Raw genomic sequence first — 16,376 nt, forward strand, 5'->3', positions numbered from 1 at the left:
TGGTGGCGGCTACGGTTCGTGCATGGCTGCCCGTACGAAATCCAGTAAGGACCGGCCGTCCTACCGCTGCACGGAGTGCGGCTGGCAGACGGCCAAGTGGCTCGGCCGCTGCCCCGAGTGCCAGGCGTGGGGCACGGTCGAGGAGTACGGCGCGCCCGCGGTGCGCACGACGACGCCGGGCCGAGTCACCTCGTCCGCGCTGCCCATCGGCCAGGTCGACGGCCGCAGCGCCACCGCCCGCACGACCGGCGTGGCCGAGCTGGACCGCGTCCTCGGCGGCGGCCTGGTGCCGGGCGCCGTGGTGCTGCTCGCGGGCGAACCGGGCGTCGGCAAGTCCACGCTGCTGCTCGACGTCGCGGCGAAGGCGGCCACGGACGACCACCGCACGCTCTACGTGACGGGCGAGGAGTCGGCCAGTCAGGTCCGGCTGCGCGCCGACCGCATCAACGCCATCGCGGACCACCTGTACCTCGCCGCGGAGACCGACCTGGCCGCCGTCCTCGGCCACTTGGACGCGGTCAAGCCCTCGCTGCTGATCCTGGACTCGGTGCAGACGGTCGCCTCGCCGGAGATCGACGGCGCGCCCGGCGGCATGGCGCAGGTCCGCGAGGTCGCGGGCGCCCTCATCCGCGCGTCCAAGGAGCGCGGCATGTCCACGCTCCTGGTCGGTCACGTCACCAAGGACGGCGCCATCGCGGGCCCGCGCCTCCTGGAGCACCTGGTCGACGTGGTGCTGCACTTCGAGGGCGACCGGCACGCCCGCCTGCGCCTGGTCCGCGGCGTGAAGAACCGGTACGGGACGACGGACGAGGTCGGCTGCTTCGAGCTGCACGACGAGGGCATCACGGGCCTCGCCGACCCCTCCGGCCTGTTCCTGACCCGCCGCGACGAGCCGGTCCCCGGCACCTGTCTGACGGTGACCCTGGAGGGCCGCCGCCCCCTGGTCGCCGAGGTGCAGGCGCTCACCGTCGACTCGCAGATCCCCTCCCCGCGCCGCACCACGTCCGGCCTGGAGACGTCCCGCGTGTCGATGATGCTGGCGGTCCTGGAGCAGCGCGGCCGCATCACCGCGCTCGGCAAGCGCGACATCTACAGCGCCACGGTCGGCGGCGTGAAGCTGTCGGAGCCCGCCGCCGACCTCGCCGTGGCCCTCGCCCTCGCCAGCGCCGCGAGCGACACCCCGCTGCCGAAGAACCTCGTCGCGATCGGCGAGGTCGGTCTCGCGGGCGAGGTCAGACGGGTCACCGGCGTGCAGCGCAGACTGGCCGAGGCCCACCGCCTGGGCTTCACGCACGCGCTCGTTCCGGCCGATCCGGGCAAGGTCCCGCCCGGTATGAAGGTCACCGAAGTCGCCGACATGGGCGACGCGCTGCGCGTCCTTCCGAGATCGCGTCGTCAAGAGGCCCCACGCCAGGACCAGGACCGCCGGTAGACTTTGCCCTGGTCTCGCCCATCCGTACGAAGCAAGGCGTATCGAGGCGTGTGGGGGAGGGCTTGGACAACCTGCGACCGGAGGAGTGCAGTGGCAGCCAACGACCGGGCAGCGGTTCCCGGCAAGCCCGGTGGAGGCTCCGGTGCCGACGGGCTGATGCGCGCCTCCCTGAGCGCGGTCGCGCCGGGCACGGCCCTGCGCGACGGCCTGGAGCGGATCCTCCGAGGCAACACGGGCGGGCTCATCGTGCTCGGCTCGGACAAGACCGTCGAGTCGATGTGCACGGGCGGCTTCGTCCTCGACGTCGAGTTCACCGCCACGCGCCTGCGTGAGCTGTGCAAGCTCGACGGCGGCATCGTGCTCGACAAGGACATCACGAAGATCCTGCGCGCGGGCGTGCAGTTGGTCCCGGACCCGACCATCCCCACGGAGGAGACGGGCACCCGGCACCGCACGGCGGACCGCGTCAGCAAGCAGGTCGGCTTCCCCGTCGTGTCGGTCTCGCAGTCGATGCGCCTGATCGCGCTCTACGTGGACGGCCAGCGCCGCGTCCTGGAGGACTCGGCGGCGATCCTGTCACGTGCCAACCAGGCCCTCGCCACCCTGGAGCGGTACAAGCTCCGCCTCGACGAGGTCGCGGGCACGCTGTCCGCCCTGGAGATCGAGGACCTGGTGACGGTCCGGGACGTCACCGCGGTCGCGCAGCGCCTGGAGATGGTGCGGCGCATCGCCAAGGAGATCGCCGAGTACGTGGTCGAGCTGGGCACGGACGGCCGTCTCCTGACCCTCCAGCTCGACGAGTTGATCGCGGGCGTGGAGCCCGAGCGCGAGCTGGTCGTCCGGGACTACGTGCCGGAGCCCACCGCCAAGCGCTCGCGCACCGTGGACGAGGCGCTGGCCGAGCTGGACTCCCTCACCCACGCCGAGCTGCTCGAACTGCCCACGGTGGCGCGGGCGTTGGGGTACACGGGCTCGCCGGAGACGCTGGACTCCGCGGTGTCGCCGCGCGGCTTCCGGCTGCTCGCGAAGGTGCCCCGGCTGCCCGGCGCCATCATCGACCGCCTCGTCGAGCACTTCGGCGGCCTGCAGAAGCTGCTCGCCGCGAGCGTGGACGACCTCCAGACGGTGGACGGGGTCGGCGAGGCGCGGGCGCGCAGTGTCCGCGAGGGCCTCTCGCGGCTGGCGGAGTCCTCGATCCTCGAGCGGTACGTGTAGCCGTCCGGCTCGGTGCGTGCGGCGGGTACGTCGGCCTGCGGCCCGCTGGGGCTCAGGGCCCCCTCGTCCTGGGCTTGCCCTCTTTCCGCCGCTGCGCGGCGGCGCGCCCACCCGTGCCCCTGTCCGTCGAGGTCCGTCGAGGTCCGTCGAGGGAACCGTCACGCCGCCCGGCCCCGGGCGGCGTGACGCGTCAGTCCTTCGTCAGCACGAACGACGCCCGGTCGCCGCCCAGGCCCGCCGCCCGTGCCTCCACCAGGTACGTGCCCGGCTTCGCGCCGTCCGCGGGAGGCGTCGCGCACTGGGGGGCGCTGGCCTTGCGGTCCCACTCCAGGGAGTGCGTCACGTGGCCGTTCGCGGGGACCTTGAACAGCAGGCTCGCCGAAGCGCCGGGGCAGTCGTTCGAGGACCACATCGCGTCGTCCGCACCGGCCAGGGTGATCGTCACGACGGTGCCCTTGCCGCCCAGGTCGACCTTGCAGGCCTTCCCGCCGCTGTTGACGGCGGTCAGCTCCAGCTTCGGCTTCTGCCCGGGCGCGTACGAGTTCCGCACGCTGCGCAGCTTCAACTTGACCGCGCCGGGCGTGCAGTTGGCGAGGGAGGACCCGGCGGGGAGCCGCGCGCCCGACCCGCCGCCGCCCTTCGCGTCGCCCGCGCCGCCGGAGCCGCCGTCGGAATCCGAACCGCCGGAGTCCGAGCCGCCCGAGCCGGACCCCTCCGAGTCACCGGAGCCACCGGAGCCGCCGGAGCCGTCGCCCCCGCCGTCCTCGCCCTCCGACTCGTCCCGGCCGCCCGGGTGTTCGCTGATCGCGGGCCCGGAGCCGGAGGGCCCCGGGGTGATGGACGTCGCGGGGCCGTTGCCCGACGAACCGTCAGCGCCGTTGTCCCCGCCGCCTCCGCCCGAGGCCAGGGCCCATACGACAAGTAGCACGAGGAGTCCGACGACGGACAGCAGGACGGCCCTCCGACGCCAGTAGATGGAGGAGGGAAGCGGCCCGATCGGATTGCGCAGAGATCCCACGCCCAAACCTTACGAGAGAACCGGGCGTTGTCCTGCCCCACCCGCCGCCTCAGGCCACAACTTTTGCGGATCATCATCCCGGACAGGCCCGCCCGAAGGCCCCGGAACGGCACTCCGGCGCGTCCCGCGGCGCCCCTGCCGCGCCCTCTCGACGGCAGCCACCCCTGACTTTCGTCAGGTCCACGATGCGCCCCTCGCCGGATGTGGGGGTGCCGGACCACTGCGTACGGTCCGGAATCATGGACACCATGGATTCTTCCGGCCTCTACCTGGACGTCACCGAATTCGCCCACGACACACCTTCGTGGGTGCAGCACCTCGCGGAGGTGTGGACGGAACTCGGTCTGCTGCTCTTCGGCGTGCTGTTCGTCGTGGCCTGGTGGCGGGCGCGCCGGGGGGATCCGGGTGCCGTCGCGGTGGCGGTCCTCGCGCCGCTCGGCACGGCGCTCGCGTACGTCATCAGTGAGACCGCGAAGTCCTTCATCGAGGAGGAGCGGCCGTGCCGGGCGGTGTCCGGCGCGCTCACGCCGCTCGTGGAGTGCCCGCCGCACGGCGACTGGTCGTTCCCGAGCAACCACTCGACGATCGCGGGCGCCGCCGCCGTGGGCCTCGCCCTCGCCTGGCCCCGGATCGCCGCCCTGACCCTGCCGATGGCGGTGCTCATGGCGTTCTCGCGGGTGTTCGTGGGTGTCCACTACCCGCACGACGTGGCCGTCGGCCTGGTCCTCGGCGCGGTCGTGGCGTTCCTCGCGGTCAAGCTCGCCACCCGGCCCGTGACCCGGGTCACGGAGGCGATGCGGGGGTCGCGGACCGGCGTGGTCAGGTGGTTCGCGGGCGAGGACACACGCCCGGCGGCGGCCCCGGCCGCGGGGGTCGGGCAGTTCGTGCCGCCGCAGTCGGGGCCGTACCAGAACTCGCTGCCGTACCGGCCCGCGCGCGCCGAGCAGCCCCAGGAGCAGACGATGACGCTGCGCCGCCACCAGGACGCGCGGCGGGGCGCGCAGCAGGGTGCGCGGCAGGGCACGCACCAGGACGCGTACCAGGATCCGTATCAAGGGCAGAGCGCGTACCAGGGCCAGGACGCCTACCAGGGGCAGGGCTCGTACCAGGGCCAGGACGCCCACCAGGGGCAGAGCCCGTACCAGGGCCAGGGCTCGTACCAGGGGCAGGGCTCGTACCAAGGGCAGGATCCGTACGGTCAGCAGCCGCAGTACCGGCCGCAGGGGCCCGACCCCCGCTCCTGAAGCGGGAGTTGGCCGGACTCACCCCGGCCCGGACTCCCCGGCGCCGTCGTCCGTCACCAGGCCCGCCTCGTACGCGACGACCGCCGCACGGACGCGGTTCTTGACCTCCAGGCGGTCGAGAACCGCGCTGACGTAGGCCTTGACCGTGCCCTCCACCAGGTGGAGGCGCGCGGCGATCTCCGGGTTGGACAGACCCGCGCCGACCAGGCCGAGGACCTCGCGCTCACGGGGCGTCAGGAGCGCGACCCGGGCGCGCGCCTCGGCTCCGCGCGCCAGGCGGCGGGCGCCGAAGCCGTCGATGACCTGCCGCGCGACACGCGGCGAGAGGAACGCGGCGCCGCCCGCCACCGCCCGTACGCCCGCGATGAGTTCGTGCGGGTCGCCGGACTTCAGGAGGAAGCCGGTGGCGCCGCCGCCGAGCGCCCGTGCCACGTACGCGTCCTCGGAGAACGTCGTGAGCATCGCGACCGCCGTGTCCGGCAGGGTCCGCACGATCTCCTCCGCCGCCGCCAGGCCGTCCAGGCGCGGCATGCGGATGTCCAGGAGCGCCACGTCGGGGCGGTGGGCCCGGGCCAGGTCGACCGCCTCGCGGCCGTCGGCGGCCTCCGCGACCACCTCGATGTCGGGACCCGCCGCGAGGATGGCGCTCACACCCGCGCGGATCATCGCCTCGTCGTCGGCGAGCAGCACCCGGATCACCGCGCCCACGCCGCCTCCCGCCGCATGCTCCGGTCCGCGCCCGCCTTGGGGATCACTGTCTTGTCCACCAGCCTTCCGTCGTCGAAGCAGAGCCTGAAGTGCGTGAGGGAGGTGAAGAGCTCCCCGCTGGAGCGGTAGTAGCGGCAGTCGGCGCCCGGAGGCGGCGGGGTCGGCGCGCGCTCCACCGGCGGGTCCGTGACGCTGCGGTCCGGGAGCACGGCGGCGACCTCGGACTGCGGCTGGCCGACGCGCAGGGACGCGTAGTCGGCGGGGCGCAGGACGGAGTGCGTCCTCGTGTACGCGTACCAGGTGAACGCCCCCGCGACGAGCACGGTGCCGATGGCGACGGCGGCGCCGAAGGTGAGGGCGGTGCGGCGGCGGGCGTGGGCGAGGACGGAGCCCGGGGGCGGCGGCACCGGCTCGGGTGCCGCGGGGCGGGGTGCCGCTCCGGACTCCGGCAGCCGCGCCCGGACGCGGAACCCGCCGCCCCGAGGTCCCGCCGTCAGCGTGCCGCCGCCCGCCGCGACCCGGGCCCGCAGGTCGGCCAGGCCCGAGCCGCCCTCCGGCGGGGCAGGACGGGGGGAATCGGCGTGCGGGGGCGGGCCGTTGGTGACCTCGATCGTGGTGGTGGCGTCGGTGCCGGTCGCCGCCGTGACGGTGACCGGGGCGCCCGGCGCGTACTTCGCGGCGTTGGTCAGGGCTTCCTGGACCACGCGGTACGCGATCCGGCCCGCGCCGTCGGACGCTTCGGTGCCGTCGTCCTCGTACCGCACCGAAAGGCCCGACTCCGCCGCCCGCGCGACCAGTTGCGCCACCGTCTCGCCGGGCGGGGCGAGCGGGGCGCTCTCGTCGCCCTCGTCCCGGAGCACGCCGATGATCTCGCGCAGCCGGTCGGTGGCCGTCGCGGCGGCCTCGCGCAGGTCGGACGCGGCTGCCCGGTGGTGGGCGGGGAGGTCGGCGGCCACCTGGAGGGCGCCCGCGCGGACCGCGATCAGGCTCAGCTCGTGGCCGAGGGAGTCGTGCATGTCCTGGGCGATGCGGGCGCGTTCGCGCAGCCTGGCCCGGTCGGCGACGATGCGCTGCTCTCGCTCCAGCTGGTCGGCGCGCGCCCAGCCCGCGGCGGCCAGCTCCCGGCCCTGGCGCCAGTAGCGGCCCGCGAGCCAGGGGAAGACCACGCCGAACAGCAGCGTGCCCATGAGCACCAGCCACTCCACGACCGGGTCCACGTCCCGGACCAGGATCCTGACCGTGCCCGCCGCCCAGACCGCCGCGAAGGCCAGCAGCGCCGGGCGGGCACGGGTGCCGTGCCTGCCGAGCAGCAGGGCCAGGGTGGCGAGGGCCGGGCCGTAGGAGACGGAGAACAGGGCGGGGGCGGTGAGGGCGAGGGCGGCGACGAGGAGGAAGGCGGTGGCCGGGCGGGCGCGCCAGGTCGCCGTGGCCACGGCGAGGACCGCCAGGCCCGTGAACCGGGCCCACAGCGGGCGGGGCTCGTTCAGGCCGATCGCGTCGGCACTCACCGCGGGCACGGCGAGGGCCGCCCAGAGGGCGACGTCCTTCGTGCGAGGGCTCTTCACCCCGCCGACGGTACGTGCCGCCCGGAGCCCCCCGCCCCTGCCGATCGTCAGGTCTCCCCCGGCGGGGTCGGCTGCGTCCACCGCTCCGCGGCGGAGCCCCCGTCCCCGTCGGCTCTCCCTCGCTGAGGGCGGCGGCGTCCACCCCTTCGCGGCGGAGTCCCCACCCACCCGCCCTCACTCGCCTACGCACACGTTCGGGTGGATGGGCGGGGGCGCCCGAGGGGCGGCGGGCCACGGCACCGGGTGGTGAGGGGTCGGCTCCGGTCGCCGGGAGGGGGGAGGCCCGGGGGCCGGGGGCCGGGGGGCCGAGGGCCGGGGACGAGGCCGCAGGCCGACCGGTGGCAACCCCGGCCCACCCGGAGGGGACACCCGCCTCACCCCCGTACGCCGGGCCCGCGGCCCACCCGTGCCGTTGGCCCGCCGCCCCCCGCCCACGTGGCAGGATCGTCCCCATGCCGACCGCACTCGCCGCCGATCTCGTCAGCGCCGGCACCGCCGACCCCCGTTCGCTGGACGAGCAGTTCCACTCCCCCGTCATCGCCTGGTTCGAGGCCAACGCGCGCGATCTGCCGTGGCGGCGGGAGGACGCCGGGCCCTGGGGCGTCATGGTCAGCGAGTTCATGCTGCAGCAGACGCCGGTGAGCCGGGTGCTTCCCGTGTACGAGCAGTGGCTGGCCCGCTGGCCGCGCCCGGCCGACCTCGCCGAGGAGGCGCCCGGGGAGGCCGTGCGGGCCTGGGGGCGGCTCGGGTATCCGCGGCGGGCACTGCGGCTGCACGGGGCGGCCGTCGCCATAACGGAGCGGCACGGCGGCGACGTACCGGCGCAGCACGCGCAGCTGCTCGCGCTGCCCGGCATCGGCGAGTACACCGCCGCGGCCGTCGCGTCGTTCGCGTACGGGCAGCGGCACGCCGTGCTCGACACCAATGTGCGGCGCGTCTTCGCGCGGGCCGTGACCGGCGTGCAGTACCCGCCGAACGCCACCACCGCCGCCGAGCGCAAGCTGGCCCGCGCGCTGCTGCCCGAGGACGAGCGCACCGCGTCCCGCTGGGCCGCCGCCTCCATGGAGCTGGGCGCGCTGGTGTGCAGCGCCAAGAACGAGAACTGCGCGCGCTGCCCGCTGGCCGCGCAGTGCGCCTGGCTGGCGGCGGGAAAGCCCGCGCACGAGGGGCCCGCCCGCCGCGGCCAGACGTACGCGGGCACCGACCGCCAGGTCCGCGGCAAGCTCCTCGCGGTGCTGCGCGAGGCCGTATCGCCCGTGCCGCAGTCCGCGCTCGACCGGGTGTGGGACGAGCCGGTGCAGCGGGCCCGCGCCCTGGACGGCCTGGTCTCCGACGGGCTGGTGGAGCCGCTGCCGGACGGGTACTACCGGCTGCCGCTGACCTGACGCCCGCGTCGCCCCCGGCCTTCACATCACAGCCGACTGACAAGAACCAGCGGCGAACCCACAGCGAAACCACGACGAAACCAGCGACGAAACCAGCGACGAAACCAGCGACAAAAAGGGCATCTGACCCCACACCCACCTGCTGGTTTACTCCCGGCCTACTTCTGTTACACAACCGACGTACAGCCGTGCGTCCGTCGCGCGCTGCTCCGCATGGCGCCGTGACACGCCCTCCGTAACTTCTTCCTCGTACCGCACAGGCAAGGCGACAGCGGTCGTGAGGCACCCGGGAATCGACCGGGGGCAGTCGGGGACGAACGGGATCGGAGGCGGTTGGGTATGGCGCACGGCGAGGTGCTCGAGTTCGAAGAGTACGTCCGCACTCGGCAGGACGCCCTGCTGCGCAGCGCCCGGCGGCTCGTCCCTGACCCGGTCGACGCCCAGGACCTGCTGCAGACGGCGCTCGTGCGGACGTACGGCCGCTGGGACGGCATAGCCGACAAGCGGCTCGCGGACGCCTACCTGCGCCGCGTCATGATCAACACGCGGACCGAGTGGTGGCGCGCCCGCAAGCTCGAAGAGGTGCCCACCGAGCAGCTGCCGGACGCCTGCGTCGACGACTCCACCGAGCAGCACGCGGACCGCGCCCTGCTGATGGACATCATGAAGGTGCTCGCCCCGAAGCAGCGCAGCGTCGTCGTGCTGCGACACTGGGAGCAGATGTCCACCGAGGAGACGGCCGCCGCGCTCGGCATGTCGGCCGGCACGGTCAAGAGCACGCTGCACCGGGCGCTCGCGCGGCTCCGGCAGGAGCTGGAGAGCCGTGCCGCGGACGAGTCGACGGGGCCCGCCGCACGGATGTTCGAACGTGAGGAGCGGGAGCGTTGCGCGGCCTGAGTGCCCGGACCGGACCAGCGGGCCGGGCCACGAAAGAGTGGAAGGCGGGGAGTGCGGCGGTGGCCGTGCTCGCCGCCCTCGGCCTTTTGCTCGCCGTCACCGGCTGCTCCACGGGCGGCTCGGGCACCCGCGACGAGGGCCCGGCCCATGTCGGCGCCGTTCCGTCCACCACGCCCTCGGCCTCCCCGTCGCCGACCCCGAAGAGCGTCGACGCGGTCCAGCTCGTCAAGGACGACCCGAAGGTCAGCCTGGCCGTCAAGCGCGACCTGAAGCCGTGCGCCGCCGACGAGTACCCCGTCGACGTCGCCTACGGCAACCTGACCGGAGCAGCGTCGGACGACGTCGTCGTGAACGTCCTGACCTGCGGTGACAGGGTGGGCATCGGCAGTTACGTGTACCGCCCCGAAGGCAAGAGGTACGAGAATGTCTTCGCCGACGAGCAGCCGCCCGTGTACGCCGAGATCGACCGCGGCGACCTGGTCGTCAGCAAGCAGATGTTCGGCAAGGACGGCTCGGTGGCGGACCCGACGGGAGAAGAGATCATCACCTACCACTGGTCGACGAGCCGCTTCACCGAGCAGGACCGCACCCGCAACAACTACAGCACCAGCACGGACGAGCCGTCGTAGGACCGACGCGCCGCCGACCTGACCGCCACCCGCCCGCGGGACCACCCCGACGGCCCCGGACCGGCCCGGACCCATCGGGCCGCCCCCGACCGGCCAGGCCGACTCCCACCGCCCTCGACCGCCCCCGACCGCCCCCGAACCGAGACCGGAACTGAGAGCACCCGATGGCAGAACACACCCATGTCCTGTTCGTCGAGGACGACGACGTCATCCGCGAGGCCACGCAGCTCGCCCTGGAGCGCGACGGCTTCGAGGTCACCGCCATGCCCGACGGCCTGTCGGGCCTAGAGGCGTTCCGGGCGGACCGGCCCGACATCGCCCTGCTCGACGTGATGGTGCCGGGCCTCGACGGCGTCAGCCTCTGCCGCCGCATCCGGGACGAGTCGACGGTGCCGGTGATCATGCTGTCGGCGCGGGCCGACTCCATCGACGTCGTCCTCGGCCTGGAGGCGGGCGCCGACGACTACGTGACCAAGCCGTTCGACGGCGCCGTCCTGGTGGCCCGCATCCGCGCCGTCCTGCGCCGCTTCGGGCACGCCAGCGGCCCCGGCTCGGCCGCGCCCGCCGCCGAGCAGGGCCAGAGCCCCGACGGCGGCGTGCTGACCTTCGGCGACCTGGAGATCGACACCGAGGGCATGGAGGTGCGCCGGGGCGGCGAGCCCGTCGCGCTCACGCCGACGGAGATGCGGCTGCTCCTCGAGTTCTCCTCCGCGCCCGGCACCGTGCTGTCCCGCGACAAGCTCCTGGAGCGCGTCTGGGACTACGGCTGGGGCGGCGACACGCGTGTGGTCGACGTGCATGTGCAACGGCTGCGGACGAAGGTGGGACAGGACCGCATCGAGACGGTCCGCGGGTTCGGATACAAGCTCAAGGCGTGAGCTCGCGGCGTGGGGGGACACAGGGGTCTGCCATGGGCACAGGCATGAACGGGGAACGGTCCGGGTTCACCGGGGGACTGCGGGCGCGGCTGCGGCGGCCGGCCGGGCCGGGCAAGCCGCGCGGCCCACAGGGCCTGCCGTTCCCGGAGCGGCTGCGGTCGCTGGTCGGCGCCCGGTTGCGCACCGGGGTGCGCTGGAAGATCGCGGCCGCCATCGGCCTGGTCGGCGCGCTCGTCGCGGTGGCGCTGAGCCTCGTCGTGCACAACGCCGCCTGGGTGTCGATGCTCGACAACGCCCGCGACCTCCAGGACGAGCGCGTCCAGATCGCCCAGCGCAACTACGAGGCGCGCCGCACCACCAGCGCCATCTACGGCACCAGGATCGACGACCCGCAGCTCCCGAAGGAACTGCGGCAGAAGGTCCTCACCGGACGGCGCGCCACCTTCGTACAGGAACACGGCGACGGCGTGCCCGACATCTGGGGCGCGGTGCCGCTCAGCGACGGCCACGTCCTCTCGGTGCACAGCCGGTTCGCCGACCGCAACACCACGATCATGAAGGACCTCGACCAGGCCCTCGTCATCGGCTCCATCGCGGTCGTCTTCGGCGGCTGCGCGCTCGGCGTGCTCATCGGCGGCCAGCTGGCCCGGCGCCTGCGCAAGGCGGCGACGGCCGCGGGCGAGCTGGCCCAGGGCAACACCGACGTGTCCGTACGGGAGGCCATCGGCGGGCGCGTGCGCGACGAGACCGACGACCTCGCCGAGGCCGTGGACGCCATGGCCGACGCGCTCAAGCAGCGCCTCGAAGCCGAGCGCCGGGTCACCGCCGACATCGCGCACGAGCTGCGCACCCCCGTGACCGGGCTGCTCACCGCCGCCGAGCTGCTGCCGCCGGGACGGCCGACCGAGCTGGTCAAGGACCGGGCGCAGGCCATGCGCACGCTCGTCGAGGACGTACTGGAAGTGGCGCGCCTCGACTCCGCGTCCGAGCGGGCCGAGCTGCAGGACATCACGCTCGGCGAGTTCGTCAGCCGCCGCATGGCCCTGCTGAGCCACGACGTGGAAGTGACGATCGTGCACGAGTCGGAGGTCACCACCGACCCGCGCCGCCTGGAGCGCATCCTCGGCAACCTCGTCGCCAACGCCGCCAAGCACGGCAAGCCGCCCATCGAGGTCAGCGTCGAGGGCCGCGTGGTCCGGGTGCGCGACCACGGCCCCGGCTTCCCCGAGGCGCTGCTCGCCGAGGGCCCCTCCCGCTTCCGCACCGGCTCCGCGGACCGCGCGGGGCGCGGGCACGGCCTCGGCCTGACGATCGCGGCCGGGCAGGCGCGGGTGCTCGGCGCCCGCCTGACCTTCCGCAACATCCGGCCGCCGGGGGCCTCGTCGGAGGAGCCCGCCGAGGGGGCGGTGGCGGTCCTGTGGCTGCCGGAGCACGCGCCGACGAACACCGGGAGCTACCCGATGCTGCAGTTGCCGGAGAAGCCCGCTAAGTGGCAGAAGTAGGCGGGACGGGCACGGGGGCCAAGGGGGGCCTGGGGCGGGACGGGCACGGGGGTCGGGACGGACCGGGCGTCCGGCGCGAGGGCCGGGCAGTCGGCACCCGCCCGTCTCCGTAACGTGCCGACGCCGGTGGAGCCGACCAGCATGCGGATGTCCGTCACGGACAGGTCGGCCGAGCGGAGCATGTCCTCGGCGCGCTCGATGCGGCGGCGCGACGGATACCGCCCGGGCGTCTCCCCGTACGCCTCCTTGAAGGCGCGCGGGGAGGGGTAGCGCGAGTACCCCGCGTGGGCGGCGACCGCGGTCAGGTCGAGGGCGGGGTCGGCCCAGTCGCGGTCCTTCGCGTCCTTCGCGTCCTTCGCGTCCATCGCGTCCATCGCGTCCATCGCGTCCATCGCGTACTTCGCGTACTTCGCGTACTTCGCGTCCATCGCGAGGCGGAGCCGGCGGAGTCTCTCGACGCCTTCGATGCCGGCACGCGGCACTGACAACGGCCCCCCGGCACCGAAGTGCCGGGGGGCCGCGGACCGGGCGGAGCAGCGGGTCAGACGGACTCTGCGACCGGCTGCCGCTCCCCGCGCGCGGAGTCCCCATCCGCGTCACCGGCCGGCTTCTTGTCGGCGGGGGCCGACCCGCGCAGCGGCGTCTCCTTCACGAAGAACGCCGCGATCAGCGCGCCCACGGCCATCGCGGCGGCGAGCAGGAAGGCCACGTGCGTCCCCGCGGACACCGCGTGCTGGTAGGCGTCCCGCGCCGCCTCGGGCAGCTTGGCGAGGCTCGCCGCGTCCAGCTGGGCGGAGTGCTCGGTGACCTTGGCGACGCCGCCGCTCCCGGCCTTCGCCATCTCGTCCTGGACGCGGTTGTTGAACAGGGCGCCCATGATCGCGACGCCGAAGGACGAGCCGAGGGTGCGGAACAGCGTGGCCGAGGACGAGGCGACGCCCATGTCCTTCATCTCGACGCTGTTCTGCGCCACCAGCATGGTGATCTGCATCAGGCAGCCCATGCCGGCGCCGAGCACGGCCATGTAGATCCCGGTCGTGACGCGCGAGGTGTCGGTGTCCATCTGCGCGAGCATGAAGAGCCCGACGGCCATCAGGACGCTGCCCGCGATGGGGAACACCTTGTACTTGCCGGTGGCCGTGGTGAACCGCCCCGCGACCATGGACACCGCCATCATCGCGAGCAGCATCGGCATCAGGAGAAGGCCGGAGTTGGTGGCCGACGCGCCCTGCACGGCCTGCTGGTAGAGCGGCAGGAAGAGCATCGCGCCGAACATCACGAAGCCGGTGAGGAAGCCGACGACGGACATCAGGGAGAAGTTGCGGCTGCGGAAGATGTGCAGCGGCATGACCGGCTCGGCGGCCTTGCGCTGGACGAACCAGAAGCCGACGAGGGAGGCGGCACCGAGCCCGATCAGCTCCATGATCACGGCCGAGCCCCAGGCGTACTCCGTCCCGCCCCACGTGGTGACCAGCACGAACGAGGTGATGCCGACGGTGAGCAGCGCGGCGCCGAGGTAGTCGATGCGGCCCTCGGCGCGCTTCTTCGGCAGGTGCAGGACGGCGCTCACCATGAACAGGGCGACGATGCCGAGCGGCAGGTTGATGTAGAAGGCCCAGCGCCAGCCGAGGTGGTCGGTGAGGGTGCCGCCGACGAGCGGGCCGCCGATCATCGCGACCGCCATCACGCCGGTCATCATGCCCATGTACTTGCCGCGCTCCCGCGGCGGGACGAGCTCTCCGATGATCGCCATGACGCCGACCATCAGGCCGCCCGCGCCGAGGCCCTGGATCGCGCGGAAGCCGATGAGCTGCCCCATGTCCTGAGCGAGGCCGCTGAGCGCGGAGCCGATCAGGAAGATCACTATGGCGGCGAGGAAGGCGCCCTTGCGCCCGTACATGTCGCCGATCTTGCCCCAGATGGGGGTGGAGGCGGCGGTCGCGAGCGTGTACGCCGTGACGACCCAGGACAGGTGCTCCAGGCCCCCGAGGTCACCGACGATGGTCGGCATCGCGGGGGCCACGATCATGTTGTCGAGCATCGCGAGCAGGATCGCGACCATCAGGGCGAAGATCACCACCCGTACGCTGCGCGGCTTCGGTTCGGCCGCCTCGCCCTGCTCCACCGGTTTCCGCCTCGCCGTGTCCGCCGCCATGGTCACCACTCCCCGCTCCGCGCTCTTCCCTACTTACTTGCCGCCCGGCAAGTTGGCTACAGTAGAGGAAAGTAGACCCCTAACTAGCCGGGCGTCAAGTAAGTTCGAGCGGTGCCGGGGAGAAGTGCGAGGATCGCCACCATGAGCAGCACAGGCAGGCAGCGGCGCCGCGGGGACACCCGCCAGCGCATTCAGGACGTGGCGCTCGAACTCTTCGCGGAGCAGGGGTACGAGAAGACGTCACTGCGCGAGATCGCGGAGCGCCTGGACGTCACGAAAGCGGCTCTGTACTACCACTTCAAGACCAAAGAGGACATCCTCACCAGCATCTTCGACGATCTGACGCGGCCCATCGACGAGCTGATCGCCTGGGGCAAGGAGCAGCCGCGCACACTGGAGACCAAGCGCGCGATCCTGACCCGCTACAGCGAGATCCTCACCGACGCCGCCCCGCTCTTCCGCTTCATGCAGGAGAACCAGGCGACGATGCGGGACCTGAAGACGGGCGAGAGCTTCAAGGACCGGATGCTCCAGCTCCTGGACATCCTCAGCCACGACGACCCGTCGACGCCGATGACCGCGCAGGTGCGCTGCTTCAGCGCGCTGTTCACCATGCACGGCGGCATGTTCGTGCTCAAAGGCAACGATGGCGACCCCGAGGAGAAGCGGAAGGCCATCCTCGAAGTCGCCATCGATCTGGTGACCCAGGCGCACAACGGCACCTGAGCCGGGGCGTCGCGCGCGGGGGATCAGACGCGGACGCCTCGCTCACACGGGCGCGGCCACAGACGCACGCCCTGCTCGCACGGGTACACGCCCCGCTCGCACGGGCGCGGGATCAGACGCGCACGCCCTGCGCGCGCAGGAACGCGACCGGGTTGACGGCCGAGCCGTAGTTCGGCGTCGTACGGATCTCGAAGTGCAGGTGCGGGCCGCTGGAGTTGCCGGTGTTGCCGGACAGGGCGATGCGCTGGCCGGTGGCGATGGCCTGGCCCGGGCGGACCTCGACCTTCGACAGGTGCGCGTACTGCGAGAACGTGCCGTTGGCGTGCTTGATCACCACGGCGTTGCCGTACGCGGGGCCGTCACCGGCGCCGTTGCCGCCGGCCTTGACGACCGTACCGGCGTGCACGGCCTTGACCACGGTGCCGACCGGCACGGCGAAGTCCTGGCCGGAGTGCTTGCTGGCCCACATGCTGCCGCCGAGGCCGAAGCTCGCGGACAGGCGGTAGTTGTCGACCGGGTCCTGCCAGGCGGCGGCCTTCTTCGCGGCGGCCTGCTCGGCCTGCGCGGCCTTCTTCGCCGCGGCCCGCTTCGCCTGCTCGGCGGCCTTGGCCTGGGCGACGGCCTGCGCGCCCACGGAGGACGCGGTCACGGACCGCTCCCCGCCCTTGGTGTCGGCTGCGGCCGCGACCCCGGCTCCGAGCACCGTCGTGACGCCGACACCGGCGGCGATGACGGCCGCCCGGGTGCGACGCGGGGACGGGCCGGAATGGTGGGACTTGGCGCGCTTCGACATGGGGGAACCTCCGGGGACACGGCAAGGGGACGCGGTACGGGAGTACCGGCTCTACGGGGGTACTGCGGGCAAAAGGGAATCCGGCACGCTCACTGCGCATGCCGGATGGCCATCCCTTGGTAACCCCCACCCCGCCCCGGCCCCAAAACGCCCCTCTACTAGCGGCGGCCGTACCCGGGCCCGCCCGCGATCACCGCCGGAGCCGTCCGCCGATGGCCCCCGAAGCAGC

The 16,376-nt window shown here is 73.4% G+C and carries 15 protein-coding genes; 9 read left to right on the forward strand and 6 right to left on the reverse strand.

From position 1 onward, the window contains the following. Positions 1-22: 22 nt before the first annotated feature. Entirely contained in the window at positions 23-1,432 is a 1,410-nt protein-coding gene (radA, locus tag QUY26_RS16720) for a DNA repair protein RadA (RefSeq protein WP_289947408.1), read from the forward strand. 90 nt (positions 1,433-1,522) lie between these two features. Further along, complete coding sequence (disA, locus tag QUY26_RS16725) at positions 1,523-2,647, forward strand: DNA integrity scanning diadenylate cyclase DisA (RefSeq protein ID WP_030361002.1); 1,125 nt, start codon at positions 1,523-1,525, stop codon at positions 2,645-2,647. 190 nt (positions 2,648-2,837) lie between these two features. On the opposite strand, the gene QUY26_RS16730 is transcribed toward disA, so the two are convergent. Further along, positions 2,838-3,665, reverse strand: coding sequence for a hypothetical protein (locus tag QUY26_RS16730; protein ID WP_289947419.1), 828 nt, complete (start codon positions 3,663-3,665; stop codon positions 2,838-2,840). Positions 3,666-3,904: 239 nt separating this feature from the next. On the opposite strand from QUY26_RS16730, the gene QUY26_RS40930 reads away from it, so the two are divergent. After that, the gene (locus tag QUY26_RS40930; protein ID WP_354670690.1) at positions 3,905-4,909 is read left to right on the forward strand and encodes a phosphatase PAP2 family protein; all 1,005 of its coding nucleotides are present in this window, start codon (positions 3,905-3,907) and stop codon (positions 4,907-4,909) included. An 18-nt stretch (positions 4,910-4,927) separates the two neighbouring features. Here the strand turns inward: QUY26_RS40930 and QUY26_RS16740 are convergent, their stop codons facing one another. Together QUY26_RS16740 and QUY26_RS16745 are read right to left on the reverse strand one after the other, a co-directional pair. After that, positions 4,928-5,608: a response regulator transcription factor gene (locus QUY26_RS16740; protein ID WP_289955765.1), complete on the reverse strand. Its 681-nt coding sequence runs from the start codon at positions 5,606-5,608 to the stop codon at positions 4,928-4,930. Beyond that, positions 5,605-7,182, reverse strand: coding sequence for a sensor histidine kinase (locus QUY26_RS16745; protein ID WP_289947421.1), 1,578 nt, complete (start codon positions 7,180-7,182; stop codon positions 5,605-5,607). Before QUY26_RS16745 ends, QUY26_RS16740 begins: the two co-directional genes overlap by 4 nt. Before the next feature lie 452 nt (positions 7,183-7,634). On the opposite strand from QUY26_RS16745, the gene QUY26_RS16750 reads away from it, so the two are divergent. From QUY26_RS16750 to cseC, 5 genes are all read left to right on the forward strand, one after another. Further along, positions 7,635-8,567: an A/G-specific adenine glycosylase gene (locus tag QUY26_RS16750; protein WP_289947422.1), complete on the forward strand. Its 933-nt coding sequence runs from the start codon at positions 7,635-7,637 to the stop codon at positions 8,565-8,567. Positions 8,568-8,906: 339 nt separating this feature from the next. Further along, the gene (locus QUY26_RS16755; RefSeq protein WP_289947424.1) at positions 8,907-9,464 is read left to right on the forward strand and encodes a SigE family RNA polymerase sigma factor; all 558 of its coding nucleotides are present in this window, start codon (positions 8,907-8,909) and stop codon (positions 9,462-9,464) included. Further along, a complete protein-coding gene (locus QUY26_RS16760; RefSeq protein WP_436840344.1) occupies positions 9,452-10,093 on the forward strand; it encodes a hypothetical protein in 642 nt (213 codons plus the stop codon). Before QUY26_RS16755 ends, QUY26_RS16760 begins: the two co-directional genes overlap by 13 nt. Positions 10,094-10,257: 164 nt before the next feature. After that, positions 10,258-10,971 (forward strand): two-component system response regulator CseB, encoded by a 714-nt coding sequence (gene cseB, locus QUY26_RS16765; RefSeq protein WP_289947428.1) that lies wholly within the window; start codon positions 10,258-10,260, stop codon positions 10,969-10,971. 44 nt (positions 10,972-11,015) lie between these two features. Next, entirely contained in the window at positions 11,016-12,473 is a 1,458-nt protein-coding gene (gene cseC, locus QUY26_RS16770; protein ID WP_436840512.1) for a two-component system sensor histidine kinase CseC, read from the forward strand. On the opposite strand, the gene QUY26_RS16775 is transcribed toward cseC, so the two are convergent. Together QUY26_RS16775 and QUY26_RS16780 are read right to left on the reverse strand one after the other, a co-directional pair. After that, positions 12,425-12,847, reverse strand: coding sequence for a helix-turn-helix domain-containing protein (locus QUY26_RS16775; protein WP_289955766.1), 423 nt, complete (start codon positions 12,845-12,847; stop codon positions 12,425-12,427). The genes cseC and QUY26_RS16775 overlap by 49 nt on opposite strands. Before the next feature lie 167 nt (positions 12,848-13,014). Further along, positions 13,015-14,628 (reverse strand): MDR family MFS transporter, encoded by a 1,614-nt coding sequence (locus QUY26_RS16780; protein WP_289947432.1) that lies wholly within the window; start codon positions 14,626-14,628, stop codon positions 13,015-13,017. Between the two features lie 141 nt (positions 14,629-14,769). Here QUY26_RS16780 and QUY26_RS16785 point away from each other — a divergent pair, with 141 nt between their 5' ends. Further along, positions 14,770-15,354, forward strand: a complete 585-nt coding sequence (locus QUY26_RS16785) for a TetR/AcrR family transcriptional regulator (RefSeq protein WP_289947434.1) — start codon at positions 14,770-14,772, stop codon at positions 15,352-15,354. Between the two features lie 112 nt (positions 15,355-15,466). Here QUY26_RS16785 and QUY26_RS16790 read toward each other — a convergent pair whose 3' ends face one another. Beyond that, the gene (locus tag QUY26_RS16790) at positions 15,467-16,147 is read right to left on the reverse strand and encodes a M23 family metallopeptidase (protein ID WP_289947435.1); all 681 of its coding nucleotides are present in this window, start codon (positions 16,145-16,147) and stop codon (positions 15,467-15,469) included. Positions 16,148-16,376 lie beyond the last annotated feature (229 nt).

The organism is Streptomyces flavofungini (genome assembly GCF_030388665.1).
GTDB classification, from domain to species: Bacteria; Actinomycetota; Actinomycetes; order Streptomycetales; family Streptomycetaceae; genus Streptomyces; species Streptomyces flavofungini_A.